25 protein-coding genes are annotated in these 25,107 nt (G+C 67.7%); 17 read left to right on the forward strand and 8 right to left on the reverse strand.

Features of this window, described 5'->3' with window-relative positions; all coding sequences use genetic code 11:
- Positions 1 to 22: 22 nt before the first annotated feature.
- Positions 23 to 988, reverse strand: a complete 966-nt coding sequence (locus AC0IZS_RS28345) for a LysR family transcriptional regulator (RefSeq protein WP_471638736.1) — start codon at positions 986 to 988, stop codon at positions 23 to 25.
- Between the two features lie 95 nt (positions 989 to 1,083).
- Between AC0IZS_RS28345 and AC0IZS_RS28350 the strand changes: the two genes are divergently transcribed.
- From AC0IZS_RS28350 to AC0IZS_RS28365, 4 genes are all read left to right on the forward strand, one after another.
- On the forward strand, positions 1,084 to 2,073 hold the full coding sequence (locus AC0IZS_RS28350) for a Bug family tripartite tricarboxylate transporter substrate binding protein (RefSeq protein WP_471638737.1): 990 nt from the start codon (positions 1,084 to 1,086) through the stop codon (positions 2,071 to 2,073).
- A gap of 8 nt (positions 2,074 to 2,081) precedes the next feature.
- Complete coding sequence (locus tag AC0IZS_RS28355; protein WP_471638738.1) at positions 2,082 to 3,278, forward strand: amidohydrolase; 1,197 nt, start codon at positions 2,082 to 2,084, stop codon at positions 3,276 to 3,278.
- 112 nt (positions 3,279 to 3,390) lie between these two features.
- Positions 3,391 to 3,555 carry a hypothetical protein gene (locus tag AC0IZS_RS28360; protein WP_471638739.1) on the forward strand — a complete coding sequence of 55 codons (165 nt, stop codon included), beginning with the start codon at positions 3,391 to 3,393 and terminating at the stop codon, positions 3,553 to 3,555.
- 6 nt (positions 3,556 to 3,561) lie between these two features.
- Positions 3,562 to 3,906, forward strand: coding sequence for a hypothetical protein (locus AC0IZS_RS28365; RefSeq protein ID WP_471638740.1), 345 nt, complete (start codon positions 3,562 to 3,564; stop codon positions 3,904 to 3,906).
- Between the two features lie 30 nt (positions 3,907 to 3,936).
- Here the strand turns inward: AC0IZS_RS28365 and AC0IZS_RS28370 are convergent, their stop codons facing one another.
- From AC0IZS_RS28370 to AC0IZS_RS28385, 4 genes are read right to left on the reverse strand one after another with little or no spacing between them, the layout of a single operon-like run.
- Positions 3,937 to 5,112 carry a c-type cytochrome gene (locus AC0IZS_RS28370; RefSeq protein WP_471638741.1) on the reverse strand — a complete coding sequence of 392 codons (1,176 nt, stop codon included), beginning with the start codon at positions 5,110 to 5,112 and terminating at the stop codon, positions 3,937 to 3,939.
- A 10-nt stretch (positions 5,113 to 5,122) separates the two neighbouring features.
- Positions 5,123 to 5,926, reverse strand: coding sequence for an ABC transporter ATP-binding protein (locus tag AC0IZS_RS28375; protein WP_471638742.1), 804 nt, complete (start codon positions 5,924 to 5,926; stop codon positions 5,123 to 5,125).
- The gene (locus AC0IZS_RS28380; protein ID WP_471638743.1) at positions 5,920 to 7,005 is read right to left on the reverse strand and encodes an ABC transporter permease; all 1,086 of its coding nucleotides are present in this window, start codon (positions 7,003 to 7,005) and stop codon (positions 5,920 to 5,922) included. Before AC0IZS_RS28380 ends, AC0IZS_RS28375 begins: the two co-directional genes overlap by 7 nt.
- Before the next feature lie 7 nt (positions 7,006 to 7,012).
- On the reverse strand, positions 7,013 to 8,041 hold the full coding sequence (locus AC0IZS_RS28385) for an ABC transporter substrate-binding protein (RefSeq protein ID WP_471638744.1): 1,029 nt from the start codon (positions 8,039 to 8,041) through the stop codon (positions 7,013 to 7,015).
- Positions 8,042 to 8,196: 155 nt separating this feature from the next.
- Between AC0IZS_RS28385 and AC0IZS_RS28390 the strand changes: the two genes are divergently transcribed.
- From AC0IZS_RS28390 to AC0IZS_RS28420, 7 genes are all read left to right on the forward strand, one after another.
- The gene (locus AC0IZS_RS28390; RefSeq protein ID WP_471638745.1) at positions 8,197 to 8,856 is read left to right on the forward strand and encodes a cysteine dioxygenase family protein; all 660 of its coding nucleotides are present in this window, start codon (positions 8,197 to 8,199) and stop codon (positions 8,854 to 8,856) included.
- Positions 8,857 to 8,888: 32 nt separating this feature from the next.
- Entirely contained in the window at positions 8,889 to 10,490 is a 1,602-nt protein-coding gene (locus AC0IZS_RS28395; protein ID WP_471638746.1) for a rhodanese homology domain-containing protein, read from the forward strand.
- Positions 10,491 to 10,758: 268 nt separating this feature from the next.
- Positions 10,759 to 11,283: a putative pterin-binding protein gene (locus AC0IZS_RS28400; RefSeq protein WP_471638747.1), complete on the forward strand. Its 525-nt coding sequence runs from the start codon at positions 10,759 to 10,761 to the stop codon at positions 11,281 to 11,283.
- Positions 11,264 to 12,883: a sensor domain-containing diguanylate cyclase gene (locus AC0IZS_RS28405; protein WP_471638748.1), complete on the forward strand. Its 1,620-nt coding sequence runs from the start codon at positions 11,264 to 11,266 to the stop codon at positions 12,881 to 12,883. Before AC0IZS_RS28400 ends, AC0IZS_RS28405 begins: the two co-directional genes overlap by 20 nt.
- Before the next feature lie 22 nt (positions 12,884 to 12,905).
- The gene (locus tag AC0IZS_RS28410; protein ID WP_471638749.1) at positions 12,906 to 13,268 is read left to right on the forward strand and encodes a response regulator; all 363 of its coding nucleotides are present in this window, start codon (positions 12,906 to 12,908) and stop codon (positions 13,266 to 13,268) included.
- 1 nt (position 13,269) lies between these two features.
- Complete coding sequence (locus AC0IZS_RS28415; protein WP_471638750.1) at positions 13,270 to 13,884, forward strand: chemotaxis protein CheC; 615 nt, start codon at positions 13,270 to 13,272, stop codon at positions 13,882 to 13,884.
- Between the two features lie 107 nt (positions 13,885 to 13,991).
- The gene (locus AC0IZS_RS28420) at positions 13,992 to 14,657 is read left to right on the forward strand and encodes a glutathione S-transferase family protein (protein WP_471639589.1); all 666 of its coding nucleotides are present in this window, start codon (positions 13,992 to 13,994) and stop codon (positions 14,655 to 14,657) included.
- 15 nt (positions 14,658 to 14,672) lie between these two features.
- Here the strand turns inward: AC0IZS_RS28420 and AC0IZS_RS28425 are convergent, their stop codons facing one another.
- A complete protein-coding gene (locus tag AC0IZS_RS28425) occupies positions 14,673 to 15,614 on the reverse strand; it encodes an aldose 1-epimerase (protein WP_471638751.1) in 942 nt (313 codons plus the stop codon).
- Between the two features lie 22 nt (positions 15,615 to 15,636).
- A complete protein-coding gene (locus AC0IZS_RS28430) occupies positions 15,637 to 16,563 on the reverse strand; it encodes an SMP-30/gluconolactonase/LRE family protein (protein ID WP_471639590.1) in 927 nt (308 codons plus the stop codon).
- Between the two features lie 131 nt (positions 16,564 to 16,694).
- On the opposite strand from AC0IZS_RS28430, the gene AC0IZS_RS28435 reads away from it, so the two are divergent.
- Positions 16,695 to 17,492 carry an SDR family NAD(P)-dependent oxidoreductase gene (locus AC0IZS_RS28435; RefSeq protein WP_471638752.1) on the forward strand — a complete coding sequence of 266 codons (798 nt, stop codon included), beginning with the start codon at positions 16,695 to 16,697 and terminating at the stop codon, positions 17,490 to 17,492.
- Positions 17,493 to 17,504: 12 nt separating this feature from the next.
- On the opposite strand, the gene AC0IZS_RS28440 is transcribed toward AC0IZS_RS28435, so the two are convergent.
- Entirely contained in the window at positions 17,505 to 18,467 is a 963-nt protein-coding gene (locus AC0IZS_RS28440; protein WP_471638753.1) for a LysR family transcriptional regulator, read from the reverse strand.
- A gap of 118 nt (positions 18,468 to 18,585) precedes the next feature.
- Here AC0IZS_RS28440 and AC0IZS_RS28445 point away from each other — a divergent pair, with 118 nt between their 5' ends.
- From AC0IZS_RS28445 to mmsB, 5 genes are all read left to right on the forward strand, one after another.
- Positions 18,586 to 20,037: an aldehyde dehydrogenase family protein gene (locus tag AC0IZS_RS28445; RefSeq protein ID WP_471638754.1), complete on the forward strand. Its 1,452-nt coding sequence runs from the start codon at positions 18,586 to 18,588 to the stop codon at positions 20,035 to 20,037.
- 76 nt (positions 20,038 to 20,113) lie between these two features.
- On the forward strand, positions 20,114 to 21,079 hold the full coding sequence (locus tag AC0IZS_RS28450) for an ABC transporter substrate-binding protein (RefSeq protein ID WP_471638755.1): 966 nt from the start codon (positions 20,114 to 20,116) through the stop codon (positions 21,077 to 21,079).
- A gap of 111 nt (positions 21,080 to 21,190) precedes the next feature.
- The gene (chvE, locus tag AC0IZS_RS28455; RefSeq protein ID WP_471638756.1) at positions 21,191 to 22,261 is read left to right on the forward strand and encodes a multiple monosaccharide ABC transporter substrate-binding protein; all 1,071 of its coding nucleotides are present in this window, start codon (positions 21,191 to 21,193) and stop codon (positions 22,259 to 22,261) included.
- Positions 22,262 to 22,359: 98 nt separating this feature from the next.
- The gene (mmsA, locus tag AC0IZS_RS28460; RefSeq protein WP_471638757.1) at positions 22,360 to 23,877 is read left to right on the forward strand and encodes a multiple monosaccharide ABC transporter ATP-binding protein; all 1,518 of its coding nucleotides are present in this window, start codon (positions 22,360 to 22,362) and stop codon (positions 23,875 to 23,877) included.
- 1 nt (position 23,878) lies between these two features.
- Positions 23,879 to 25,105 (forward strand): multiple monosaccharide ABC transporter permease, encoded by a 1,227-nt coding sequence (gene mmsB / locus AC0IZS_RS28465; RefSeq protein WP_471638758.1) that lies wholly within the window; start codon positions 23,879 to 23,881, stop codon positions 25,103 to 25,105.
- The last annotated feature ends 2 nt before the right edge of the window (positions 25,106 to 25,107 follow it).

Raw genomic sequence — 25,107 nt, forward strand, 5'->3', positions numbered from 1 at the left:
GCGCCGCGCCGGCCTGCAGGGGTCAGGCGCCCGATGCGGCGCGCAGCCGTGTGCGCAGCGCCGCCAGGGCCGGCCCGTCGGCAAAACCCGTGGTCAGCAAGCCCAAGCCCTGCAGCGAGGACTCCAGTGCCTGGGGCAGCTTCACGGCCAGGACCACGGCCACGCCGGTGTCCACCAGCGCCTGGGCAATGCTCTGCGGCATGAGGCTCACGGCGCCCGTGCTGCGCAGGGCCTCCAGGACCACCGGCAAGGCGGTCGTGGCCATGGGGTAGAGCACCGGCTGCTGCGCATGACCGGCCCACAGCCGGTCGTAGTAGTCGCGCACGCCCATGCCGCGTGGCGGCAGCACCCAGGGCAGGCCTAGCAGCCGGTTCAGCGCCACGCTGCGCAGGCCCGCCAAGGGGTGTCCGGGGGCAGCAACCACCGCAGGTGCATCGTTCTGCAGCAGTTCGAACTGCCAGGCCGCAGGCACGTCCTGCGGGCGGCGGCAGACCACGGCGTCGAGCCGGCCGGCGGCCAGCTCGGGCAGCAGGTGCAGCATGTTCTCCTCGATCAGCTCCACCTGCAGCCCCGGCTGCGCCTGCAGCAGCGCCGGCAACGCCCTGGCGAGCAGGCCCGATGCCGCCGCCGGTATGCAGCCCAGGCGCAAAAAGGCCTGGGCGCCTGCCTGCAGGGCGGACAGCGTTTCGGTGGTGGCGCGCAGTGCCTGCAGCACATTGCGCGCCACGGGCACCACGGCCTCGCCAAAGCGCGTGGGCCGCACGCCGCGGTTGTGCCGCTCGAACAAGGGTGCCTCCAGCAGCCCCTCCAGGTCTGCCAGGGCCTGGGTGGCGGCCGGCTGGCTCATGCCCACGGAGGTGGCCGCGCGCTGCACGCTGCCGGCATCGGCCAGGGCTGCGATCAGCTGCAAGTGCCGCAGGCGCCCGCGCGCAAGCAGGCGGTTGAACAATACGCCGGGATCGGTTGCAGGCTGCGCTGTGTTTGCCATAAGCAATTCCAATACATAACGGCCAAATTCTATTGGTCAACCCAATATCCAGCCAGCACAATCGGCCCCATCCTTCCTGGCAAGCCTTTGTGACCATGACCCACTTGATCTCCACCCGACGCGCCGTGCTGCTGGCCAGCCTCTGCGCAACCGCCCTGCCGCTGTCCGCCTGGGCCCAGGCCTACCCCGACAAGCCCGTGAAGCTGATCGTGCCCTTTGCCCCCGGTGGCTCCACCGACATCGTGGCGCGCCTGGTGGCCGAGCGCATGCAGAAGTCGCTTGGCCAGTCGGTCGTGGCGGACAACCGCGCGGGCGCGGGCGGCGCCATCGGCGCCGAGGCCGTGGCGCGCGCTGCACCCGATGGCTACACCATCGGCGTGGGCACGGTGAGCACGCTGGCGGTGAACCCGGTGCTGCTCAAGGCCTCGCGCACCGATCCGCTCAAGGACTTTGCGCCGATCACGGCGCTGGCCTCCATCCCCTCGGTGTTCTCGGTACACCCCAGCCTCAAGGTGGACACCCTGCCCGCCGTGGTGGCCCTGGCACGCAGCAAGCCCGACCAGCTCAACGCGGGCTCTCCGGGCTCGGGCTCCATCGGCCACCTGATCATCGAGGCCATGAACGACGAGCTCAAGATCCAGGTGCGCCACATTCCGTACAAGGGCATGGGCCCCGTGATCACCGGTGCGCTGGCGGGCGAGACGCAGTTGCTGAGCGACCAGTACCCATCGTCCGCCCCCTACATCAAGGCCGGCAAGCTGGTGCCCTTCGTCGTTGCGGCCGACCAGCGCCTGCCGGCCCTGCCCCATGTGCCCACCTTCAAGGAGCTGGGGCATCCGGGCCTCAACGAGATCGCCATCACCTGGTTCGGCCTGGTGGCGCCCGCCAAGACGCCCCCTGCCATCGTGGCCAGACTCAACGCCGCCGCGGCCGACGCCCTGAAGGACCCGGCCCTGCAGGCACGCCTGAAGGAACTCGGGGCCGAGTCCATCGCCGGCACGCCCGAGCAGTTCGGCGCCCTCATCGGCACCAGCCTGGAGCGCGTGCGCAAGGTGGTGCAGGCCCGCAAGATCGAGATGGAGTGAGCCGCACCATGTCCACCCCGCAACTGATCGACACCATCACCGGGCAGGCCCGCGCCTTGCACCCCCAGGTCGTGGCCTGGCGCCGCCACATGCACCGCCACGCCGAGCTGTCGTTCCAGGAGATCGACACGGCCGATTTCCTGGAACGCGAACTGCGCCAGATCGACGGCCTGCAGATCCACCGCCCCACCCCGACCAGCCTGGTCGCCACGCTGCGCGGCGCCCTGCCCGGCAAGGTGCTGGCCATCCGCGCCGACATCGACGCCTTGCCCATCCACGACCAGAAGACATGCGACTACGCCTCGGCCCGGCCTGGCGCGATGCACGCCTGCGGGCACGATGGCCATGCCTCCATGCTGCTGGGCGCCGCGCGCCTGCTGGCCGGGCTGCGCCAGCAACTGCCGGGCGAGGTGCGCTTCTTCTTCCAGCACGCCGAGGAGCAGCACCCCGGTGGCGCCCAGCAGATGGTGGACGCCGGCGTGATGCAGGGCGTGGACCGCATCATCTCGGCCCATGTGATGTCCACCGTGGACACGGGCCGCATCGTGGTGCTTGACGGGCCCACGCTCGCCAGCTCCGACCGCTTCGTGCTGCGCGTGCAGGGCAAGGGCGGCCATGCGGCCAACCCGGACAAATGCATCGATCCGATCTGGATCGGCGCCCAGATCGTGGCCAACCTGCAGGCCGTGGTGGCGCGCAACACCGATGCGCACGAGGCGCTGATCCTCTCGGTCACCAAGTTCCAGGCCGGCTCGGCCTTCAACGTGATCCCGGACAGCGCGGAGCTGTCGGGCTCGGTGCGCTGCTATTCGCCCGAGGTTCGGGCGCGGGTTCCCCAGGCGATCGAACGCATCGCACGCGGCGTGGCCCAGGCCCACGGTGCCACGGTGGAGCTGGAGTACGTGCATGGCTACCGCCCGGTGGTCAACGACCCGGCCACCGCCGCCGCCCTGCGCGCCGCCGTGCGCGAGGCCCTGCCCGACGTGCCCCTGCACACCATGAACCCGCTGCCCAACAGCGAGGACTTCAGCGCCTTCACCGAGCATGCGCCGGGCGCCTATGCGCTGATCGGCGCGCGCAGCGCGGCCAAGCACATCTGCCACCCGCACCACCACCCGCTGTTCGACTTCGACGAGGATGCGCTGGAGCATGGCGTGCGCATGTTCACGGCGGCACCGTTCACGCTGAACGCACTGGAGTCTTGAGCACGGCCCCGGCACAATGCATGGAAAGACCACCAAGAGAGGGAAATTCCATGCACTGCACCACAGGGGAAGCTACCGGCCGCCGGCACGGCCCAAGCCCAAGGGGGACGCCATGAACCGCAAGACCCAGGCCGGAATCGCCGGCATGGCCGTCGGTGGACTCTGGCTGCTGGCCAATCTGCGCCACTTTCAGGCGCAGGGCTTCGTGGCCATCGGCATGCCGCTCATCATCCTGGTGCTGGGCGGCATCTACTTCGCGCTGGGACGCAAGGAGTAAGCGGCCATGGGCATTCGACACACCTTGGCCGGCATCGCCCTGCTGGCACTCGCTGGCAGCACCCTGGCGCAGGAGGGCACCGGCTGGCTGGCCGGCACCTGGCAACTGGCCCAAGACCGCAAGAAGCCCGGCTTCACCGACGACTTCATGGACTTCGACGCCCAGGGCACGGTGGTGCTGCGCGACAGCCAGAAGGCCTATGCCCACTGCCGCTACCAGCCGGGTGCCGGCGTGCTGCTGCTCACCTGCATCGCGGGTGGCAAGGAACGGCCGATGACCATGCGCGTGGCGCCCGACAAGGCGTCGCTGACCAATTCGGTGGGCGACGTGTACCGCAAGAACCGCAAGTAATAGACGCGCGCCAGCCCGCCCCCATCCGGTTCAGTGCGGAAAGCCGCCGCGCGTGAGCCGCACCGGCTCTGCGTCCATGCGGCGGATCAGCGCCTCCAGCCCGTCGCCCGGTGCGACGGCGACGACCGCCACCGGTCCATCGGGGGGCGCCCTGGGCACCGTGGTCGAGCGGCAGACCAGGTCATCCTCGGACCAGGCCGCCTTGCCTGGCTGGCCGCGGGCGCGCAGCCAGCCGGCGCGGTCCACGATCAACTGGTAGCCCGGCAGCTCAGCGGCCGGGATGCCCAACACCAGGGCCAGCGCCTGCTCCACGGCCTGCAGTTCGCCCTGCGGCCGGCATTCGGGATCGGAGCCTGCCGGCAGCGTGCCTGCCACCAGGGTCACCAGGCGTGGATCGTCGGCTACGGACGGCACGCCGGGCCCGGCCACGGCCACGCGCACGCGCTGCCCCAGCAACCCGGTGCTGTGCCGCGCGCGCCCCTGGCGGCATTGCACGGCCATGGCCGGCAGGCGCACCGGGCGGTCCCAGGTGCCCGATTCGCGCAGCATCTGCCCGGCCGCATGGGCCTGCAGGTAGTCCAGCACCTCCCAGATCTGCCCATCGCTCAATGCGCTGCCCACGCCGGGCATGGTGGGCACGCCCGCGCGGTTGTGCATGCCCTCGCGCACGCGCCAGAACAACTCGCCGTCGAGCCGCTTCCAAAGCAATGCCCCGTTCAGGTTGGGCGGCCACTGCACGAGCTGCGGCGCGTCGGGCCCCTCCCCGCGGCCGTCGGTGCCATGGCAGCGCACGCAGTGCTGCTGGTAGGTGGCTTGGCCACGCACGATGCCTGCCGCAGCAAAGCCGGTGGGCGACTGGTGCAGGCTGGTCGCCACGGCGGGTGCCAGCAGCAGATGGGCCTGGGGCCAGGGGGCCAGCACCAGCACGGTGATGGCCAGGGCCGCCAGCGGCCACCGGGCACGGCGCCAGGCCAGCGCCACGGCCAGCAGCACCAGCGCCCCGCCTGCGCAGGCCAGCGACCAGAGAACGCGACGTGCGTGGCCAGCATCCACCACCAGCATCTCGGCCGCAATGCGATGCGCCAGCGGCCAGCCGGGCTGGCCATGGATCTCGGGCGCCAGGCCCAGGGCATGCAGCAAGGCACGCAGGCCCTGCTGCGCGGCATGCAGGCCTTCGAGCAGGCCGTTCAGCAACTCAGGGGACAAGGTGCTCCCGCTACCAGCTGGCATCCAGGCCCAGCAGCGCCAGGGCCTCGCGGCGCAGCTCGGCCAGGCGCGGGTCGCCGCGGTGGCGTGGGTAAGGCAAATCGTTCACCAGCACCTGCTGGATACGCGCCGGCCGGTCGGAGAACACCACCACGCGCTGCGCCATGAAGAGCGCCTCTTCCACATCGTGCGTGACCAGCAGGGCCGAAAAGCCCGTGCGCTGCCACAGGTCCACGAGCTCGGTCTGCATGGACAGGCGCGTGAGCGAGTCGAGCTTGCCCAGCGGCTCGTCGAGCACCAAGAGGCTCGGGTCATTGACCAAGGCCCGCGCCAGCGCCACGCGCTGCGCCATGCCGCCCGACAGCTGGTGCGGAAAGGCCTTGGCAAAGTCCTGCAGGCCCACCAGGCGCAGGGCCTGGTCCACCCGGTGGCGCTGCTGGCGCAGGATGCCGCGCGCCTGCAGGCCCAGGGCCACATTGTCCCAGACGGTGCGCCAGGGGAACAGTGTCGGGTCCTGGAAGACCACGATGCGCGAGGGATCGGGGTCGGTGATGGGGGTACCGTCCTGCAGCAATTCACCGGTGGTCGCGGGCTCCAGCCCCGCCACCAGGCGCAGCAGCGTGCTCTTGCCGCAGCCGCTCGGACCCAGCAGGGCGACAAATTCACCAGGCGCAATGGACAGGTCGAGCTCGTCGATGACGTGCAGCGGGCCTGCGGGCAGGTCGAACCAGTGGCTCACATTGCGCACGTCGATGCGTGCACCAGTAACCCGGGCTGCGGCGCCCGCCTCGGCGGCAATCGCTGTACTCACCATTTCACCACCCCCTTCTGCCAGGACAGCACCCGGTCGCGCAGTACGAACAGCAAGGTGATCACGCCCGAGAACAGCAGCGCCATCACGATCAGTGCGGCATACATGTTGGGGTACGCCGCCCAGCCCTGGGCCCAGGTCAGGTACCAGCCCAGGCCGGCCTTCACGCCCAGCATCTCGGCCACCACCAGGGTGGAGAACGCCGCGCCCAGGCCCATGAACAGGCCCACGAACACCTGCGGCAGTGCAGCCGGTATGGCCACGCGCAGCACCAGAAACCAGGGCGACGCGCCCATGGTGCGCGCCACGTCGTAATAATTCTTGTGTACGCCCGCCACGCCCGACCAGGTGAGGATGGCCACCGGGAAGGCCGTGCCCAACGCGATCAGGAAGATCGCCGTGGACCAGCTCGACGGGAAGAAATAGAAACTCACCGGCAGCAGTGCCGTGGTGGGCACCGGCCCCAGGATGCGCAGCACCGGGTGGATCCAGTAGCTGGCCTGGCGCGACCAGCCGATCAGCACGCCGGTGACGAAGCCCGCCGCCGCGCCGATGGCGATGCCCAGGGCCAGCAGGCGGATCGATGCGCCGGCGCTTTCCAGCAGGCGCGCCCAGTCGGTCACATAGACCTCCACCAGGCTTTGCGGCGGGGCAAAGAACGGGGGCGGCAGGGTACCCAGCTTGGCGGTGACCACCTCCCAGACCGCCAGGCCGACGGCAATGGCCACGAGCCAGGGGCCCGCGCGGCGCGCACGCCGGCCCACGGCACCGAAGGCCGCAGGTGCCAGGGCCAGCGCCACCAATGCCAGGGCCACGGCGCCGGCCCCCAGGGCAAATTCCTGGGTGAACTCCCAGTCACTGAAGCCCGCAGGCTTGTTGGGCCACAGGTAGGTGAGCAGGCCCAAGGCCGCCCAGGCGACGGCAGCCACCAGGCCCGTCCACCAGATGGCGGGAATGGGCTGGGCTGCTCCGAAGCTGGCGGGAACGGCCGCTCTGGCGGCGGGCGCCGCCGCACGGGGTGCCCGGGGCGCCTCGGCCACGGATGCGGGCGCAGGCAGGATATGGTCGGCAACGGTGCTCATGGCGGGATCAGGCCAGAACGTCGGCATGCACATGCGCCGCAAAGCGCGCGGGGTCGGTGGAGGGCTTGAGCACCCCCACAAGCTTGAAATCGCGCGCGTAGAACTCGATCTCCTGGCGCAGGGCCGTGCCCACCGGGTGGCTGCGGTGCGTGAGCGTGCCCAGCACGGCACGCAGGTCTTCCTGCGGCACCTTGGAATAGGGGCTGAAGATGCGTGCCGTCTCGTTCGGGTTGTCGGCCACGAAGTCCGACGCCTCGATGATGGCGCGCGTGAGGGCCGCCGCCGTGCCCTTGTCGTTGCGCACCATGGCGCCGCTGACCCCCAGCACGCAGCAGGTCTTGGCCGCGTATTCGCCCGAGAGGTTGGAGGCCAGGTCCACCAGGCCCTTGGTGCGGCGCTGGATCAAGAGCAGGTTGGGGTCGCCGTCGGCAATGGCCTGGGCCTCGCCCTTTTCCACGGCCAGGCCCAGCATGTCGCCGGGGAATTGGCGCCAGGTGACGTCCTTCTCGGGGTTGAGACCGGACTTGGCCAGCAGCACCGAGAAAAAATTCTTGCCCGGGCTGTTGAGGTCCGACACCGCGATGGTCTTGCCCTTGAGCTTTTGCAGGCTGGTCACGCCCGCCGCCTCGTAGCCCACCAGGCGCGAGCAGCCGCCGTGCGAGCTGCCCACCAGCTTCACGTCGAAACCCGACTCCAGCGGCTTGATCCAGCGGTGCACCATGCCCAGGCCGGCATCGGCCTTGGAGGTGGCGATGGTCTCCAGCAACTGGTCGGTAGAGCCCGCGAAGTTGACCAGTTCGACCTTGAGGCCATGCCTTTCGAAGATGCCACGCTCGATCGCCACCGGGGCGGCCGACAGGCAGATGGCGTTGGCGTTCCACGCCAGCTTGACTTCGCGCAGCTTGCCGGCCGCCAGCACCTGGCTGCTCACCACGCCCGAGGCGCCCACCACCGTGGCCGCACCTGTTGCACGCAGCAACTGCCGGCGCGACCAGCGCGCTTCTCCCCCACCCAGAATCTGGCCCTTGTTGTTCATGCCCTGCACCTCATGTGTAATGAAGACAACGGTGGCAAGCACCGCACCAGCCGCATTGCAACTGCTGGGCACCGAAAAGAGAACGAAGAAAAACGGAGATGGATATGCAAAAGATTCCGCACACCCCCACGCCCAACGCTGGTGCAATGCGGGGCATGAATGCCCTCGCCTCCACAGCCAGAGAACCCACCGCCCCTACCGCTGCCCCGGTTTCCCCCGACACCGCCCGCCTGCGCCACTTCGTGCAGCAACTGGCGGCCCTGGTGGAAAGCGCCCCGCCCGAGCCCGAACTGCTCGATCGCGGTCGCGCCCTGCTCGGCGCCCTGGTGGCCCATGACGACTGGCTCCCCGCCGCCTATGCCCAGGAGAGCCCCGAGCGCTACCAGCAGTTCCTGCTGCATGCCGATGCGCTGGGCCGCTTCTCGGTGGTGAGCTTTGTCTGGGGGCCGGGCCAGGCCACGCCCATCCACGACCACACGGTGTGGGGCCTGATCGGCATGCTGCGCGGGGCCGAGGATTCGCAGGCCTTTGCCCGTACCGCAGACGGACGCTGGGCCGCCGATGGCGCGCCGCACCGCCTGCAGCCAGGCCAGGTGGAGGCCGTGTCCCCCAGCATCGGCGACGTGCACCGCGTGAGCAACGCGGTGGATGGCCAGACCTCCATCAGCATCCATGTCTACGGTGCCAACATCGGTGCCGTGCAGCGCAGCGTGTACCTCGAAGACGGCACGCGCAAACCCTTCATCTCGGGCTATAGCAACAGCACCCTGCCCAACATCTGGGACCTCTCGAAGAACCCGGCTCCCTCGGCCTGACCCTGTTTTCAAAGACCCGTACGATTCCCACAATGACTGCACCCACCATTCCAGAAACTTCCGTCCTGACCGTCCGCGAGGCCCTGCTGGCCCGCGAGGAAATCGCCCTGCTCGACGTGCGCGAGGAAGACCCCTATGCCCAGGGCCACCCGCTGTTCGCCGCCAACCTGCCTGCGGGCAAGATCGAGCTCGATGCCTGGACGCGGATCCCCCGCCGCGACACCTTCATCGTGGTCTACGACGATGGCGAGGGCCTGGCCGAGCCGGCCGCGCGCACGCTGCAGCAACTGGGCTACACCCGGGTGACGCTGCTGGCCCGCGGCCTGCAGGGCTGGCGCGATGCCGGGGGCGAGCTGTTCATCGACGTGAACGTGCCCAGCAAGTCCTTTGGCGAACTGGTGGAGTCCGAGCGCCACACGCCCTCGCTGGCGGCCGAGGAAGTGCAGGCCCTGATCGATGCCAAGGCCGACGTGGTGGTGCTGGACGCACGCCGCTACGACGAGTACCACACCATGAACATCCCCACCGGGGTGAGCGTGCCCGGCGCCGAGCTGGTGCTGCGCGCCCAGGCGCTGGCGCCCAACCCGGCCACGCAGATCATCGTCAACTGCGCCGGCCGCACGCGCAGCATCATCGGCACGCAGTCGCTGGTCAACGCGGGCATTCCCAACCCCGTGGCCGCCCTGCGCAACGGCACCATCGGCTGGCTGCTGGCCGGGCAAACGCTGGAGCGCGGCGCCAGCCGCCGCTTCGACCCCGCCCTGCACATCGACCGCAGCCAGGCCCCGGAGCAGGCGCGCAGCGTGGCCGACCGCGCCCGCGTGCAGCGCGCCCAGGCCGGGGACCTGGCCCGCTTTGCGGCCGAGGCCGGCCGCACCACCTACCTGCTGGACGTGCGCACGCCCGAGGAGTTTGCGGCCGGCCACCTGCCCGGCTTTCGCAACACACCGGGTGGCCAGTTGGTGCAGGAGACCGACCACACGGCCGCCGTGCGCGGCGCGCGCCTGGTGCTGGTGGACGACGATGGCGTGCGCGCCAACATGAGCGCCTCGTGGCTGGCACAGATGGGCTGGGAGGCCTGGGTGCTCGATGGCGTGCAGGCGTCCGCCTTCACCGAGACGGGTGCCGTGGCCAATACCGTGCCCGAGCCGAAGGGCCCCATCACCTGGACCACGCCCGCGCAACTGGCCGCCTGGCTCCAGGAGGAAGCCCCCGGCCATACCGCTGTGCTGGACCTGACCAGCAGCGCCCACTACACACAGCGCCACATCCCCGGCGCCTGGTTCGTGATCCGGGCACAGCTGGCGCAGGCCGTGGCGGCGATTCCGCGGGCCGAGCGCTATGTGCTCACCTGCGGCAGCAGCCTGCTGGCCCGCTACGCTGCAGAGGACCTGGCCCGCCTGACCGGTGCCGAGGTGCGGGTGCTCGAAGGTGGCACCCAGGCCTGGATCGCAGCAGGCCTGCCGCTGGAACATGGCGAGACGCGCCTGGCCTCGCCGCGCACCGACCGCTACCGCCGCCCCTATGAAGGCACGGAGAGCCCGCGCGCGGCCATGCAAGCCTACCTGGACTGGGAATTCGGGCTGGTGGAGCAGCTCGGGCGCGACGGCACGCACGGCTTTCGGGTCATTTGAAGCGCCACTGCGCGGGCGGCCTGCAAGGCCGTGCCCGCGCGCGCGTGCAAGAGCGCGCCCCAGCCCGGGGCGATCCGCTGCCACGCCCTCCCGCGCCGCGGCCTCCCCGGCGGTGCCAGGGCACGCCGAGCCGTCAACAATTGTCAAAACAGGGCCATTGCCCCCACAACAGCGCGTAAGCGGGCCCATTCGCTGAGGCATCCCGGCATAGTCGCTGCGTCTGTTCCTGCATCTGCCTTGCAGGAGCGAGCCAGCGAGACCCTTCATGATGCCCAGATCCCTGGCGGGGCTGCCCGGCGCAGCCCTCGCCCTGTTTGTTGCCCTGTTCAGCCTGCCCCTGCCATCCCATGCCAGCCTGGTGTGCCCGCCATCGGGGCAGAAGACGGTACTGCGCCTGCAATTTGCCACCCAGCCTGCGTTGGCCTGTGACATGCAGGCGCTGGAGCGGCTTTCGCCCCGTGAAATCGCCACCACTTTGCCGCAGGCACTGGGGATGCCGGGAAAATCCCGCTGGCGCGGCGTGTCCTTGCGCCAGCTCGTGGAATTGCTGGGTGGCAACGAACAGCACCAGATCGAGCTGACGGCCATGAACGACTACTCGGTGCGCATTCCCTGGAGCGATCTGGTCGAATACGACCCCCTGCTGGCCTACCGCCGCGACCAGCAGCCGATCAGCATCCGCGACAAGGGGCCCCTGATCCTGATCTACCCCTTTGACCGCCACCCTCGCTTGCAAAAGCAGGACTACGTCAACCGCACCATCTGGCAGGTCAATGTCATCTCCGTCCGATAAGCCACGCCTGCCCGCAGCCCAGGCCCACCGTCTCTTGCGCCACCGCAGCGGTACCTATTGGCTGCTGGTCCTGGTGGCGACCATGGTGGTGGCCGCGTCCGTCGCCTTGTGGTGGACGCTTCGGCAGGTGCAATCACTGGCGCAGCCGTTTCAGAAAAGCGATCTGTGGTACGTCTCGAGCGTCCACAGCGAACTGGGGCGCGTTGCCCTGCTGGCGCGCAAGGTGAAAGCGCAGGAGGCGCCCGAGGAAGAGCTGCGCGAGCGCCTGGACGTTCTCTACAGCACACTGGACATGGCCGGCGCGAGCCAGCGCATAGGCGCGCGCTTGCGGCAGGAACTGGCACAGGCAGCACTCGATCTGGACGGGCTGGCCCGGCATGTCGAGCGGTGGTCTCGCCGCCTGGCAGCGGCGCCGTCCGAGCGCGCAGGGCTGAGCGACGACATCATCGGGCACACCGATGCCCTGCTGCAGGGCACCCGCAAGGCGGTGGTGGCGGTACACCTGCTTTCCTCACAGGACACGGACCGGGTTCGCCAGGAACTGCACGACCATTTCATGCTGCTCAGCGCCGTGCTGGGCGGCCTGCTGATCGGCACGGCCCTCCTGATCCGCAAGCTGCTGCACGAAGCCCGCTCGGCGCAGGCCCTGTCCCAGCAGCTGGCGCAGGCCAACCGCCAGCTGGAGCTGCGCGTGGCCAGCCGCACGCGCGAGATCGAGGAGAACCGCGCACTGCTGAGCTTCATCCTGGACTCCAGCCCGAGCGATGTGGTCCTGGTGGATGTCGAAAGCGGCTTCGTACACTTCATCAACAGCCAGATGGTGGAACGCCTGGGGCTCCAATGGCCGCCCATCAAGCTGTTTTTGCCAGAGTTGCTGCACGAGCCGGGCGCCAGCCAGCAATTGATGGAGGCACTGGACAAGTACGGCCAGGTGGATGGCATGGAAGCACTGATCGGCGCAAAGAATCCACGCTGGAGCTCCCTTTCGGCGCGCCTCATCGAGGTCGACGGCAAGCTGGCCCACCTGCTGTGGGGCTTCGACATCAGCACACACAAGCAACTGGAATCGCAGCTGCGCGAACTGGCCACGCGCGACTCGCTGACCGGCATGCTCAATCGGCGGGCTTTCCTGGAGCGCGGCACTGCGCTTCTCGACCACTGCCGCCGCCATGCCAAGCCATGCACCGTGCTGATGATCGACATCGACCACTTCAAGCTGATCAACGACCGCTACGGCCACCAGACCGGCGACGACTCTCTGCGCGCCTGCGCTACCTCCATCGCGGGCGCACTGCGCGAGGCCGACATCCTGGGGCGGCTGGGGGGCGAGGAATTCGCTGCGCTGCTGCCCCACTCTTCCACCGAGAGTGCCTGGTCTGTGGCCGAGCGCATCCGCGATGCCATTTCCGAGCTGCAAATCCTGTCCATCGCCAGCGAGCCATTGAAGATCACCGTGTCCATCGGCATGGCCGAGATGGCGCACCGGGACGCCGGGATTGAAACCATTCTTGCCTGGGCAGATCAGGCGCTGTACCGCGCCAAGGCCACCGGCCGCAACAAGGTGCTGGCCTACGAACGCGCCCCACAGCACTCCTCTTGACGCCCTCCAACAAGCCATCGCCATGAACCTGCGACTTTTGATCGTTGACGACAGCCGGATGTCCCGGCTCATCCTGCAAGGATTCATTTTGCAGGCCCACCCCCAATGGACCATCCTGCACGCCAGCAGCGGCGAAGAAGCACTGAAGATGTGTGAAGAGCACCCGGTGGACCTGGTGTCCATGGACTTCAACATGCACGGAATGACCGGCCTGGAGGCGGCCCTGGCATTGCGCCAGACCCGGCCCCAGTTGCCCATTGCCATCCTCACCGCCAACGTCCAGTCTGCGATGCAGGAACGCATCGACGAGGCCGGCCTGGTTTTCATTGCAAAACCCATCACAGCCGATGCAGCGAGGAAGCTCGCGGCACTGGCAGGAGCATGAAATGACTGCCAAGCTTGATGCGGAGCAAATCGACGCGCTCAGCGAGATCTTCAACATCGGTGTCGGCAAGGCGGCCGCGGCGATGGGCGATCTCATGCACGACGAGGTACTGCTCTCGGTGCCGCACGTCAGCATCTTCACGGTGAGCGAGGCAGCCCAGCAGCTGGGCAGCGCCGGCAGCACCATGTATGGGGTGCGCCAGCCTTTCCGGGGTGTGTTCAACGGCGACGCGCTGCTGATCTTTCCGGGCGACAAGAGCCTGGAGATCGTGCGCATCGTCGCGGGCCAGAGCCTGCCCGGCGAGGACCTGAGCGCCATCGAGCAGGATGCGATGACGGAGCTGGGCAACGTGATGCTCAGCGCCTGCCTGGCCACCCTGGCCGACCTGCTGGGCAACGAGTTCGAGCTGAGCCCACCCCGTGTCGATATCGGCGACAGCCGCACCATTCTGGGCACGCGCATCCAGAACCACCTGGTGGTGTTCCTGCACATCCGCTTCGAGCTGCTCAGCAGCCAGATCGAAGGCTTCGTGGTGTTCGTGCTCAACACCACCTCCTTGCTGGCGCTGCGCGCGGCGGTGGACAGGCTGTTGGGCCGCCAGGCAGAAGCGGACTAACCCACGGGCGCAAACCGGTGGCCAGCGCCGCCTTGGCCGCAGGAGCGCCACGAAATGGGCCTATAAAGGCGGCTGCGCATTGCGCGCGCACAGGAGACCCGCCCATGATGCCTTCCAACCGCCATCTGACCTTCTTCCACGCCCCGCAAAGCCGCTCCGTCGGGGCCCGCATCCTCATCGAGGAACTGGGGGCCGAGCACGACATGCACGTGCTCAACCTCAGGGCCAAGCAGCAGCGCGAGGCCGACTACCTGGCCATCAACCCCATGGGCAAGGTACCGGCGCTTCTTCACGGCAACACGCTGGTCACCGAGCAGGCGGCGGTCTACATGTACCTGGCCGAGCTGTACCCCGAGCGCGGCCTGTCGCCCGCCGTGGGCGACCCGCTGCGCGGCGCCTACCTGCGCTGGATGGTGTTCTATGGCTCGTGCTTCGAGCCTGCCGTGGTGGACAAGGCCATGCAGCGCGACAGCGGCTCGCAGTCCACCTCGCCCTACGGCGACTACGAGAGCGTGCTGCGCACGCTGAATGCGCAGATCGACCAGGCCAACCCCTGGTGGCTGGGGGATCGGTTCACGGCGGCCGATGTGCTGTGGGGCAGCGCACTGGGCTGGATATCGTCGTTCAAGCTGTTTCCGATCACGCCTGCGCTGGCGGCCTACCTGGCGCGCTTTCAGGCACGCGAGGCGGTCCAGCGCGCCCAGGCGCTTGACGCCGAACTGGCGGCGCAGCAGCAGCAATCCGCCGCTGCTGAGCCAGCAGGCAAAGCCTGAGCCGCAGCGCTTCGTTCAGGGAGTGCCGTTGGCGGGCAGCGGGCCATGGCGCCACTGCACGCTCAGCGCAAACGACTCCCCCTGCTCCAGCACGCGCAGGCCCGGCTGCCCCGGCAGGTGGAAGGCATCGATGGGCTGGGTGATGGGCTCGAAGCAGAAGGCCGGGCCCTGCGGCGGGCGGTAGATGAGGCAAAAATGCTGCGCCGCACCGCCATCGGCACCGAAGTCGGGCATGCGGGCGGTCAGCCGCAGGCCGTGCTCGGGCCAGTCGATTTGTGCCGTGCCGCCCCAGCCGGTGTAGCCGTTGTCGATCAGCGTGCCGTGCGCCGAAACGCCGGCATTCAGGTCCCAGCCGCCAGGGAACTGCGCGGTGTGCTCGGTCGGCAGCGGGTCGTTGCCGCACAGCCAGACGGCCTGCACCGGTGCGCTGATGCGCGTGCCCGGCGTGCGCGGGAACCACGGGTGTACGCCGATGCCGTAGGGCAGCGGCTCGGCGCCCAGGTGGCGCACCAGCACATGCTGGTCCAGCCCGCCCTCCACCAGGCGAAAGGTCTGCACCGATTCGTAGTCGTAGGGGTTTCCCCCAAAGCGCTCCGAGCGCAGCTGCATCTGCAGCGTGTCCGGGGCGGGCTGCGACAGGGCCCAGGGCTGCAGCCAGCCATCGCCGTGGATGGGATACGGCTCGCCTGCCCGGTTGGGCTGCATGGGATGGAACTGCCCAGCGTGCTTGAAGCCGCCACCGCTGATGCGGTTGGACCACGGCACCATGGCGAAGGAGGCCAGCTGGTACAGGTCGGGGGTAGCACCATCCCAGGGGCGCCAGAGATCGATCCGGCCGCCAGGCTGCTCCGGGGCGTCGATCTGCCAGGCGGCCACGCTGCCGCCCAGGGAGGGGACCAGCCCCAGGTGCTGGCCCGCATGGCTCAGCCAGGTGATGGGATGGGTGGTTTCGCTCATGTACAAGCTCTCGTGAAAAGGGTCAACCACCGAACAGATGGGCCGGCACGCCGGGGCTGTCGATCTCGATGGCAAACACGCTGCCCGCCAGCGGCTCGGCAACGAGTTGCTCCGGCTTGAGGCCGACCCGCGCGGTGGTGATGAACAGCGTGCGCAGGTCCGCGCCGCCGAAGGCGCAGGTGGTGACCTGGCTCGCGGGCAGCACCACGCGGCCCAGTTCCTCGGCGGTCTCAGGGTCGTGGCAGCTCACGCAGTGGCCACCCCAGTGGGCGATCCAGAGGCGGCCCACGGCGTCGGTGGTCATGCCGTCGGGCAGCCCCTCCTCTGCGGTGTAGCGCTTCCACACCTGTTTGTTCGAGATGGTGCCGGCCGCGGCATCGAAGTCGTAGCGCCAGGTGATGCTGCCCAGGGTGTCATTGAAGTACAGCCACTCTCGGCCACCTGCATTGGCCCAGGTGGGCCCGTTGGTCACCACGAAGCCCTCGTCGTGGCGCGTGCAGCGGCCATCGGGGTCGTAGCGGTAGAGCGCGCCGGTAGGCAGCTTGCAGTCAAAGTCCATGCTGCCGCCCCAGAAGCGGCCCGCAGCATCGCACTTGCCATCGTTGAAGCGGTTGCCTGGCAACTCGGCCACGGGCTGGTGCAGGTAGTGCGGGGCGCTGTCGGTGGCGGGGTCGAAAAGCGCGAAGCCGCGCCGCAGGGTGATGATCAGACCGGGCGCGTCCCGGCGCTCGGCCAGGGCCGATATCTCTTCTTCGAAGCTCCACTGCGTCTGCAGCCCCGTGGCCGGGTCCAGCCGGTACAGGCGGCAGCCCAGGATGTCGAGCCAATACACCACCTGCTCCCGCACCGACCATACAAGCCCCTCCCCCAGCTGCGCATCGGCTTCGACCACGCAGCGCAGGGGCCCCGTGGTGGGGACGGGAAATCGCGACGCAGCGGACGCTGCCATGGGACTCTGGTTGCTCAAAGCTTGTCTCCTGTTTGTTGTTTAGCGGCCTGCCTCTTGACGCCGGGCATCTTATCAACGTCAATTGATGCATGGAATGATTATTTTTGGAATTTTTCGATATACAAATTGCAATGACAACTGACATCCATATCCCCTCCCAGCCCGCCACGCTCGCCCAATTTCCCAGCCTGCAAGGCCGATCGGTCTTTGTCACGGGCGGGGGCAGCGGCATCGGCGCGGCCATCGTCGCAGCATTCGCCGAACAGGGCGCGCGCGTGGCCTTCGTGGACGTGGCGCGCGAGGCCAGCGAAGCGCTGGCCCAGCAGATCACCGATGCCGGCCATGAGCGCCCCTGGTGGCAGGCATGCGACGTGCGCGACATCGCCGCGCTGCAGGCGGCCATTGCCGAGGCTGCCGCCACCCTGGGCGACTTCTCGGTGCTGGTCAACAACGTGGCCAGCGACGACCGCCACACGCTGGAGTCCGTGACCCCCGACTACTACGACGAGCGCATGGCCATCAACGAGCGCCCGGCCTTCTTCGCCATCCAGGCCGTGGTGCCCGGCATGCGCCGCCTGGGCGCGGGCTCGGTGGTCAACCTGGGCTCCACGGGCTGGCAGGGCAAGGGCGCGGGCTACCCCTGCTATGCCATTGCCAAGTCGTCGGTGAACGGGCTCACGCGCGGTCTGGCGCGCACCCTGGGCCAGGACCGCATCCGCATCAACACCGTGTCGCCCGGCTGGGTGATGACCGAGCGCCAGATCAAGCTCTGGCTCGACGCCGAGGGCGAGAAGGAACTGGCGCGCAACCAGTGCCTGCCCGACAAGCTGCGCCCGCACGACATCGCGCGCATGGTGCTGTTCCTGGCGTCGGACGATGCCGCCATGTGCACTGCGCAAGAGTTCAAAGTGGACGCCGGCTGGGTGTAGCCCTCCCCCGGCTCAGTCTCCAGCTTCCAGCCGGCGCCCGTACTGCACCAGGCTGGTTTGCTTGAGCGCCTTCATCATCACCTTGGCGGCGGGCGACAGCAGGCGGTCGGTGCGGGTGATGATGCCGAAGGCGTCCATGTGGCAGGGCATGGCCAGCGGCAGCACCGACACCATGCCGTGCGATGCGTAGTAGTGCGCCACGTCGGCGCCGACCACGGCGATCATGTCGCTTTGCTGCAGCATGCGGGTCATGAACAGCAGGGCCGCCGTCTCCACCACGTTGACCGGCGGGGCCAGCCCGTCCTGCTGGAACATCAGATCGAACCGGTGGCGCAGCACGCTGCCTGCGGGCGGCACGATCCAGCCCGCGGCCAGCACGTCGCGCAGGGTCAGCCCGGCCATGCCAGACAGCGGATGGCCCGGCCGGGTCACGGCGCAGACGAGTTCCTCGCTCAGCGGCTCGTAGCGCAGGTTGGCCTTGTCGTGCTCCTCGAACAAGCGGCCCACCAGGATGTCGAGCTTGCCCTGCTCCAGCCGGTCCATCAGCACCGGGCTGGTCTCGATATCGAGCGAGATGCGCAGGCTCGGGTGCTCCTGCTTGACCAGGGCCACGGCGGCGGGCAACAGGCTCAGGCCCGGCGAGGTGATGGCCCCGATGCCCACCTGGCCGAAGTGCCCGGTCTTGAGCGCTGCCAGCTCCACATGCGCCTGGTTCAGGCTGGCCAGCGCCATGCGCGCGTGGCGGATCATGGTCTCGCCATACCAGGTGGGGCGCATGCCCCGGGGCAGGCGCTCGAACAGCGATACCTCCAGCACGTCCTCGAGGTCCTTGAGCAGCTTGGACGCGGCCGGCTGGGTCATGCTGAGCACCTGGGCCGCGCGGTGGATGTTGCCCTCCTCGGCCAGGGCCACCAGCAAGAGCAGCTGGCGCGTCTTCAGGCGTGCGCGGATGAACCAATGGTTGTAGGTGCTCATGGGGTTTTCCAGAATGCGTAGACGTATATCTATTTTGTCAAAAAAACTATTAGATTGATATCTAAATCGATCTTAGACTTTGCCGCACACCAGCACCAAGGTTGTTTCCAAGGTCTCCATGAAACTCGGCGATACGCAGCAAAACCCCCGGCACCTGATCAATGGGCGCTGGGAGATCGGTACCACCACCGGGGTGAGCACCAACCCGTCGGACACCCGCGAAGTGGTGGCCGAGTACGCCCGGGCCGACCGCAACCAGACCGAGCGCGCCATCCGCGCCGCCGCCGACGCCCTGCCCCACTGGAGCCAGAGCAGCCCCCAGCGCCGTGCCGACGTGCTCGACCACATTGGCAGCGAGCTGCTGGCACGCAAGGACCAGTTGGGCACCCTGCTGGCCCGCGAGGAGGGCAAGACCCTGCCCGAGGCCGTGGCCGAGGTGGCCCGGGCCGGCCAGATCTTCAAGTTCTTTGCCGGCGAGGCGCTGCGCATTCCGGGCGAGCTCATGGCCTCGGTGCGCCAGGGCGTGCAGGTGGACGTGACCCGCGAACCCGTGGGCGTGGTCGGCATCATCGCGCCGTGGAACTTTCCGTTTGCGATCCCGGCCTGGAAGATCGCCCCCGCCCTGGCCTATGGCAACACGGTGGTGTTCAAGCCGGCAGAGCTGGTGGCCACCTGCGGCTGGGCGCTGGCCGAGATCATTAGCCGCTGCGGCCTGCCGGCCGGGGTGTTCAACCTACTCATGGGCAGCGGCCGCGAGGTGGGCCAGACCCTCGTGGACCACCCGCTGGTGAATGCGATCAGCTTTACGGGATCGGTCGATACCGGAGATCGCATCCTCAAGTCCGCCACGGCACGCCGTGCCAAGGTGCAGCTGGAGATGGGCGGCAAGAACCCGCTGGTGGTGCTGGCCGATGCCGACATGGACCAGGCCATCGACTGCGCGCTGCAGGGCTCGTACTTCTCCACCGGCCAGCGCTGCACGGCGTCGAGCCGGCTGATCGTCGAAGCCAGCGTGCACGATGCCTTCGTGGACCGGCTGCGCCAGCGGCTCATGGCCCTGAAGGTGGGCCATGCGCTCGAGCGCGGCACCGATATGGGCCCGGTGGCCGACTCCAGCCAATTGGAGCAGAACCTCTCTTATGTGGAGATCGCCCGGAGCGAGGGTGCCCAGCATGTCTGGGGCGGCGAGCGGCTCGAACGCGCCACGCCTGGGCACTACATGGCCCCGGCCCTGTTCCTGGCCAAGCCCGAGCACCGCATTGCGCGCGAGGAGATCTTTGGCCCTGTGGCCTGCGTGCTGCGCGCCGACGACTACGAGCATGCGCTGGCCCTGGCCAACGACACGCCCTACGGACTGTGCGCGGGCATCTGCACCACCTCGCTCAAGTACGCCATGCATTTCAAACGCAACGCCGTGGTCGGCATGACCATGGTCAACCTGCCCACGGCGGGGGTGGACTTCCACGTGCCCTTTGGCGGGCGCAAGGATTCGAGCCACGGCCCGCGCGAGCAGGGCCGCTACGCCGCAGAGTTCTACACCACCGTCAAGACCGGCTACATGCTGGCTTGAATCGCCAGGTTTCTTTCCCGCAGTGCATTTCTTTCTTCCACAACAGCGTCAACAACAGACAGACAGGAGACAAATGATGAAACTGAACCGCCGGACCCTCGTATCCGCCCTTGCCTGCGCCCCCGTGGCCGGGCTGCTCCCGGGCGCCGCCTGGGCCCAGAAACCCATCGTGCTGGGCTTCAGCCAGGTGGGTGCCGAGAGCGAGTGGCGCACCGCCAACACCGAGTCGATCAAGTCCGCTGCCAAAGAGGCCGGCATCGAGCTCAAGTTCTCCGACGCCCAACAAAAGCAGGAGAACCAGATCAAGGCCATCCGCTCCTTCATCGCCCAGAAGGTGGACGTGATCGCCTTCTCGCCGGTGGTCGAGTCGGGCTGGGAGAACGTGCTGCGCGAAGCCAAGGCCGCCAAGATCCCCGTGGTGCTGACCGACCGTGCGGTGAACACCAAGGACACCTCGCTGTACGTGACCTTCATGGGCTCGGACTTCGTGGAAGAAGGCCGCAAGGCCGGCCGCTGGCTGGTGGACAAGATGAAGGACCACAAGGGCGACGTCAACATCGTCGAACTGCAGGGCACCGTGGGCTCGGCCCCGGCCATCGACCGCAAGAAGGGCTTCGAGGAGATCGTCAAGGCCGACCCCAAGTTCAAGATCCTGCGCTCGCAGACCGGCGACTTCACGCGCGCCAAGGGCAAGGAGGTGATGGAAGCCTTCCTCAAGGCCGAGGGCAAGAAGATCAACGTGCTCTACGCGCACAACGACGACATGGCCATCGGCGCCATCCAGGCCATCGAAGAGGCCGGCATGAAGCCCGCCAAGGACATCACCATCATCTCCATCGATGCGGTCAAGGGCGCCTTCGAGGCCATGATCGCCGGCAAGCTCAATGTGAGCGTGGAGTGCAGCCCCTTGCTGGGCCCGCAGCTGATGACCGCCGTCAAGGACATCAAGGCCGGCAAGGCGGTGCAAAAGCGCATCGTGACCGAGGAAGGCATCTTCCCGATGGAAGTGGCCGCTGCCGAGTTCCCAAAGCGCAAGTATTGATGATGCCGCTGCTGTCGGCGCAATGCCGGCAGCATGGCGGGAGGCCGCCCCGGGGCCATCGCAGGCCTGCAGGGGCCGGACACAAAACCATAAAACCAGGAGACAAATTCAATGAAACGCATCCTATTCAAGACCGTACTGGCCACCGCGGCCCTCGCCGCCCTGGGTGCTGCGCCGCTGGCGCTGGCCCAGGACAAGGGCAGCATCGGCATCTCCATGCCCACCAAGTCCTCGTCGCGCTGGATCGCCGATGGCGACAACATGGTCAAGGTGCTCAAGGAGCGCGGCTACAAGACCGACCTGCAGTATGCGGACGACGATATCCCCAACCAGCTCGCGCAGATCGAGAACATGGTCACCAAGGGCGCCAAGGTGCTGGTGATCGCCTCCATCGACGGCACCACCCTCTCGCGCGTGCTGCAGAGCGCGGCCGACAAGGGCGTCAAGGTCATCGCCTATGACCGCCTGATCAAGGGCTCGAAGAACGTGGACTACTACGCCACCTTCGACAACTTCCAGGTCGGCGTTCTGCAGGCCAGCTCCATCGTCGACAAGCTGGGCTTGAAGCAGGGCAAGGGCCCGTTCAACATCGAACTCTTCGGTGGCTCGCCCGACGACAACAACGCCTTCTTCTTCTACGACGGCGCCATGAGCGTGCTCAAGCCCTACATCGACAGCGGCAAGCTGGTGGTGCGCAGCAAGCAGTTGGGCATGAACAAGGTGGGCACGCTGCGCTGGGACGGCTCGGTGGCGCAGGCACGCATGGACAACCTGCTCTCGGCCTACTACGGCAAGGACAAGGTGCATGCCGTGCTCTCGCCCTACGACGGCCTGTCCATCGGCATCCTGTCCTCGCTCAAGGGCGTGGGCTACTGCACGGCGCAGCAGCCCTGCCCGGTGGTGAGCGGGCAGGATGCCGAAATCCCCTCGGTCAAGTCCATCCTCAAGGGCGAGCAGTTCTCCACCGTGTTCAAAGACACGCGCGAACTGGCCAAGGTGGCCGCCAACATGGTGGACGCCACGCTCTCGGGCAAGCAGCCCGAGATCAACGACACCAAGACCTACAACAACGGCGAGAAGGTGGTTCCGTCGTACCTGCTCAAGCCGGTGTCGGTCGATGCGTCCAACTGGAACGCGGTGCTGGTGGGCAGCGGCTACTACAAGGAATCTCAAGTCAAGTAACCCAGCCTGGGCCAGGGGAGGCAGCGCATCTCCCCTGGTACCAGGGCCACGTGAGACAACAGAGGAAGCCCGCAGCGCTTCCTGCACGAGCCCAGTCCATGATTCTTGAAATGCGGAACATCCGCAAAACCTTCCCCGGCGTGGTCGCACTCAACCAGGTGAACCTGAACGTGCGCGCCGGCGAGATCCACGCCATCGTCGGCGAGAACGGCGCGGGCAAGTCCACGCTGATGAAAGTGCTCTCGGGCGTTTACCCGCACGGCAGCTACAGCGGCGAGATCGTCTTCGAAGGCCAGGAGCGCCAGTTCGGCGGCATCCGCGACAGCGAGCACCTGGGTGTGATCATCATCCACCAGGAACTGGCGCTGGTGCCGCTGCTGTCCATTGCCGAAAACATCTTCCTGGGCAACGAGACGGCGCGCCATGGCGTGATCGACTGGATGGCCGCGCACAGCAAGGCCCAGGCCCTGCTGAAAAAGGTGGGGCTCAAGGAGTCGCCCGAGACCCTGGTCACCCACCTGGGCGTGGGCAAGCAGCAGCTGGTGGAGATTGCCAAGGCGCTGTCGCGCCAGGTGCGCCTGCTAATCCTGGACGAACCCACGGCCAGCCTCAACGAGAACGACAGCCAGGCGCTGCTGGACCTGCTGCTCGAACTCAAGAAGCAGGGCATCACCTGCATTTTGATCTCGCACAAGCTCAACGAAATATCGCGCGTGGCCGATGCCATCACCGTGCTGCGCGACGGCAGCACAGTCGAGTCGCTCGACTGCCGCACCGGCCTGGTCAGCGAGGACCGCGTGATCAAGGCCATGGTCGGCCGCGAGATGGCCGACCGCTACCCGCCGCGCCAGCCCGACATCGGCCCCACCGTGTTCGAGGTGCGCAACTGGCGCGCCCACCACCCGCAGCATGCCGATCGCGAGGTCATCAAGGGCGTCAACCTGCATGTGCGCCGCGGCGAGATCGTGGGCATCGCGGGCCTCATGGGCGCGGGCCGCACCGAACTGGCGATGAGCATCTTTGGCAAGTCCTGGGGCCAGCGCATCAGCGGCCAGGTGCTGCTGAACGGCCAGGAGATCGACGTCGGCACGGTGGAGAAAGCCGTGCGCCATGGCCTGGCCTACGTCACCGAGGACCGCAAGGGCAACGGACTGGTGCTCAACGAAGACATCCAGTTCAACGTCTCGCTGGCCAACCTGGGCGGTATCTCCACCGCCACGGTGATGGACCATGGGCGCGAGCACCAGGTGGCGCAGGACTACCGGCGCAAGTTGCGCATCCGCTGCTCGGGCGTGGACCAGAAGACCGTGAACCTCTCGGGCGGCAACCAGCAGAAGGTGGTGCTGGGCAAATGGCTGTTCACCAACCCCGAGGTGCTGATCCTCGACGAGCCCACGCGCGGCATCGACGTGGGCGCCAAGTACGAGATCTACACCCTGATTGCCCAGATGGCGGCCGAGGGCAAGTGCGTGATCGTGATCTCGTCGGAAATGCCCGAGCTGCTGGGCATCACGGACCGAATCTACGTGATGAACGAGGGCCGATTCGTCGCCGAAATGCACACCGCAGAAGCCTCGCAAGAAAAAATCATGCGCGCGATCGTGAAAGCAAGTTGAGATGACCCCAATGACCCCCTCCCCCACTGCCACCCTCGCCAATCCTGCCGAGGCGGCCGCCCGCAACGACAAGCCGCTGCTCGAACACATCAAGCACAACTTCCGTGAATACGGCATGCTGATCACGCTGGTGGCCATCATGGGCTTCTTCCAGTACATGACCGACGGCACGCTGATGCAGCCGCTCAACCTCACCAACCTGCTGCTGCAGAACAGCTACATCGTCATCATGGCGCTGGGCATGCTGCTGGTGATCGTGGCGGGGCACATCGACCTCTCGGTTGGCTCGGTCTGCGGCTTCATCGGCGCGCTGGCGGCGGTGCTGATGGTGGAGTACCACTGGCACTTCCTGCCCGCATCGCTGGTGTGCCTGCTGTGCGGCGGCATCATCGGTGGGCTGCAGGGCTGGTTCGTGGCCTTCTCGCGCATTCCGTCTTTCATCGTCACGCTGGCGGGCATGCTGGTGTTCAAGGGCCTGGCGCTGGCGCTGCTGGCCGGGCAGTCGGTGGGGCCGTTCCCTGCCGAGTTCCAGATGCTCAGCTCGGGCTTCATCCCCGACCTGTTCAGCGTCGAGGGCCTCAAGCTCACCTCGCTGCTGCTGGGCGTGGCCGTGGCCGTGGCGCTGGCCGTGGCCGGCGTGCGGGCGCGGGCCAACCGCCTCAAGCACGGCGTGCAGGCCGAGCCGCTGGCCTTTTTCGTGGCGCGCACCGCCGTTTTCGCGGCGCTGCTGGTCTATTTTTCGTACCTGCTCGCCTCGTACAAGGGCCTGCCCAACGTGCTGGTGGTCATGGCACTGCTGATCGTGCTGTTCGATTTCGTCACCAGCCGCACCACCATCGGCCGGCGCATCTACGCCATGGGCGGCAATGAAAAAGCGGCCAAGCTTTCGGGCATCAAGACCGAGCGGCTGTCGTTCTACGCCTTCATCAACATGGGCGTGCTGGCCGCCTTGGCGGGCCTGGTGTTCGCCGCGCGGCTGAACACGGCCACGCCCAAAGCGGGCCTGGGCTTCGAGCTCGACGTGATCGCCGCCTGCTTCATCGGCGGGGCCTCGGCCTCGGGTGGCGTGGGCAAGGTCATGGGCGCGGTGATCGGCGCCTTCGTGATGGGCGTGATGAACAACGGCATGTCCATCCTGGGCATCGGCATCGACTACCAGCAGGTCATCAAGGGCGTGGTGCTGCTGGCCGCAGTCTTGGTCGACGTCTACAACAAGAACAAGGCCTGAAA

It is taken from the genome of Acidovorax sp. AC410 (genome assembly GCF_979253235.1).

What these genes read in the sequence shown, in the direction of transcription:
- AC0IZS_RS28345 (WP_471638736.1), bottom strand. Translation starts at nt 988, where the DNA reads ATGGCAAACACAGCGCAGCCTGCAACCGATCCCGGCGTATTGTTCAAC.
- AC0IZS_RS28350 (WP_471638737.1), top strand. Translation starts at nt 1,084, where the DNA reads ATGACCCACTTGATCTCCACCCGACGCGCCGTGCTGCTGGCCAGCCTC.
- AC0IZS_RS28355 (WP_471638738.1), top strand. Translation starts at nt 2,082, where the DNA reads ATGTCCACCCCGCAACTGATCGACACCATCACCGGGCAGGCCCGCGCC.
- AC0IZS_RS28360 (WP_471638739.1), top strand. Translation starts at nt 3,391, where the DNA reads ATGAACCGCAAGACCCAGGCCGGAATCGCCGGCATGGCCGTCGGTGGA.
- AC0IZS_RS28365 (WP_471638740.1), top strand. Translation starts at nt 3,562, where the DNA reads ATGGGCATTCGACACACCTTGGCCGGCATCGCCCTGCTGGCACTCGCT.
- AC0IZS_RS28375 (WP_471638742.1), bottom strand. Translation starts at nt 5,926, where the DNA reads ATGGTGAGTACAGCGATTGCCGCCGAGGCGGGCGCCGCAGCCCGGGTT.
- AC0IZS_RS28380 (WP_471638743.1), bottom strand. Translation starts at nt 7,005, where the DNA reads ATGAGCACCGTTGCCGACCATATCCTGCCTGCGCCCGCATCCGTGGCC.
- AC0IZS_RS28385 (WP_471638744.1), bottom strand. Translation starts at nt 8,041, where the DNA reads ATGAACAACAAGGGCCAGATTCTGGGTGGGGGAGAAGCGCGCTGGTCG.
- AC0IZS_RS28390 (WP_471638745.1), top strand. Translation starts at nt 8,197, where the DNA reads ATGAATGCCCTCGCCTCCACAGCCAGAGAACCCACCGCCCCTACCGCT.
- AC0IZS_RS28395 (WP_471638746.1), top strand. Translation starts at nt 8,889, where the DNA reads ATGACTGCACCCACCATTCCAGAAACTTCCGTCCTGACCGTCCGCGAG.
- AC0IZS_RS28400 (WP_471638747.1), top strand. Translation starts at nt 10,759, where the DNA reads ATGCCCAGATCCCTGGCGGGGCTGCCCGGCGCAGCCCTCGCCCTGTTT.
- AC0IZS_RS28405 (WP_471638748.1), top strand. Translation starts at nt 11,264, where the DNA reads ATGTCATCTCCGTCCGATAAGCCACGCCTGCCCGCAGCCCAGGCCCAC.
- AC0IZS_RS28410 (WP_471638749.1), top strand. Translation starts at nt 12,906, where the DNA reads ATGAACCTGCGACTTTTGATCGTTGACGACAGCCGGATGTCCCGGCTC.
- AC0IZS_RS28415 (WP_471638750.1), top strand. Translation starts at nt 13,270, where the DNA reads ATGACTGCCAAGCTTGATGCGGAGCAAATCGACGCGCTCAGCGAGATC.
- AC0IZS_RS28420 (WP_471639589.1), top strand. Translation starts at nt 13,992, where the DNA reads ATGCCTTCCAACCGCCATCTGACCTTCTTCCACGCCCCGCAAAGCCGC.
- AC0IZS_RS28425 (WP_471638751.1), bottom strand. Translation starts at nt 15,614, where the DNA reads ATGAGCGAAACCACCCATCCCATCACCTGGCTGAGCCATGCGGGCCAG.
- AC0IZS_RS28430 (WP_471639590.1), bottom strand. Translation starts at nt 16,563, where the DNA reads ATGGCAGCGTCCGCTGCGTCGCGATTTCCCGTCCCCACCACGGGGCCC.
- AC0IZS_RS28435 (WP_471638752.1), top strand. Translation starts at nt 16,695, where the DNA reads ATGACAACTGACATCCATATCCCCTCCCAGCCCGCCACGCTCGCCCAA.
- AC0IZS_RS28440 (WP_471638753.1), bottom strand. Translation starts at nt 18,467, where the DNA reads ATGAGCACCTACAACCATTGGTTCATCCGCGCACGCCTGAAGACGCGC.
- AC0IZS_RS28445 (WP_471638754.1), top strand. Translation starts at nt 18,586, where the DNA reads ATGAAACTCGGCGATACGCAGCAAAACCCCCGGCACCTGATCAATGGG.
- AC0IZS_RS28450 (WP_471638755.1), top strand. Translation starts at nt 20,114, where the DNA reads ATGAAACTGAACCGCCGGACCCTCGTATCCGCCCTTGCCTGCGCCCCC.
- chvE (WP_471638756.1), top strand. Translation starts at nt 21,191, where the DNA reads ATGAAACGCATCCTATTCAAGACCGTACTGGCCACCGCGGCCCTCGCC.
- mmsA (WP_471638757.1), top strand. Translation starts at nt 22,360, where the DNA reads ATGATTCTTGAAATGCGGAACATCCGCAAAACCTTCCCCGGCGTGGTC.
- mmsB (WP_471638758.1), top strand. Translation starts at nt 23,879, where the DNA reads ATGACCCCAATGACCCCCTCCCCCACTGCCACCCTCGCCAATCCTGCC.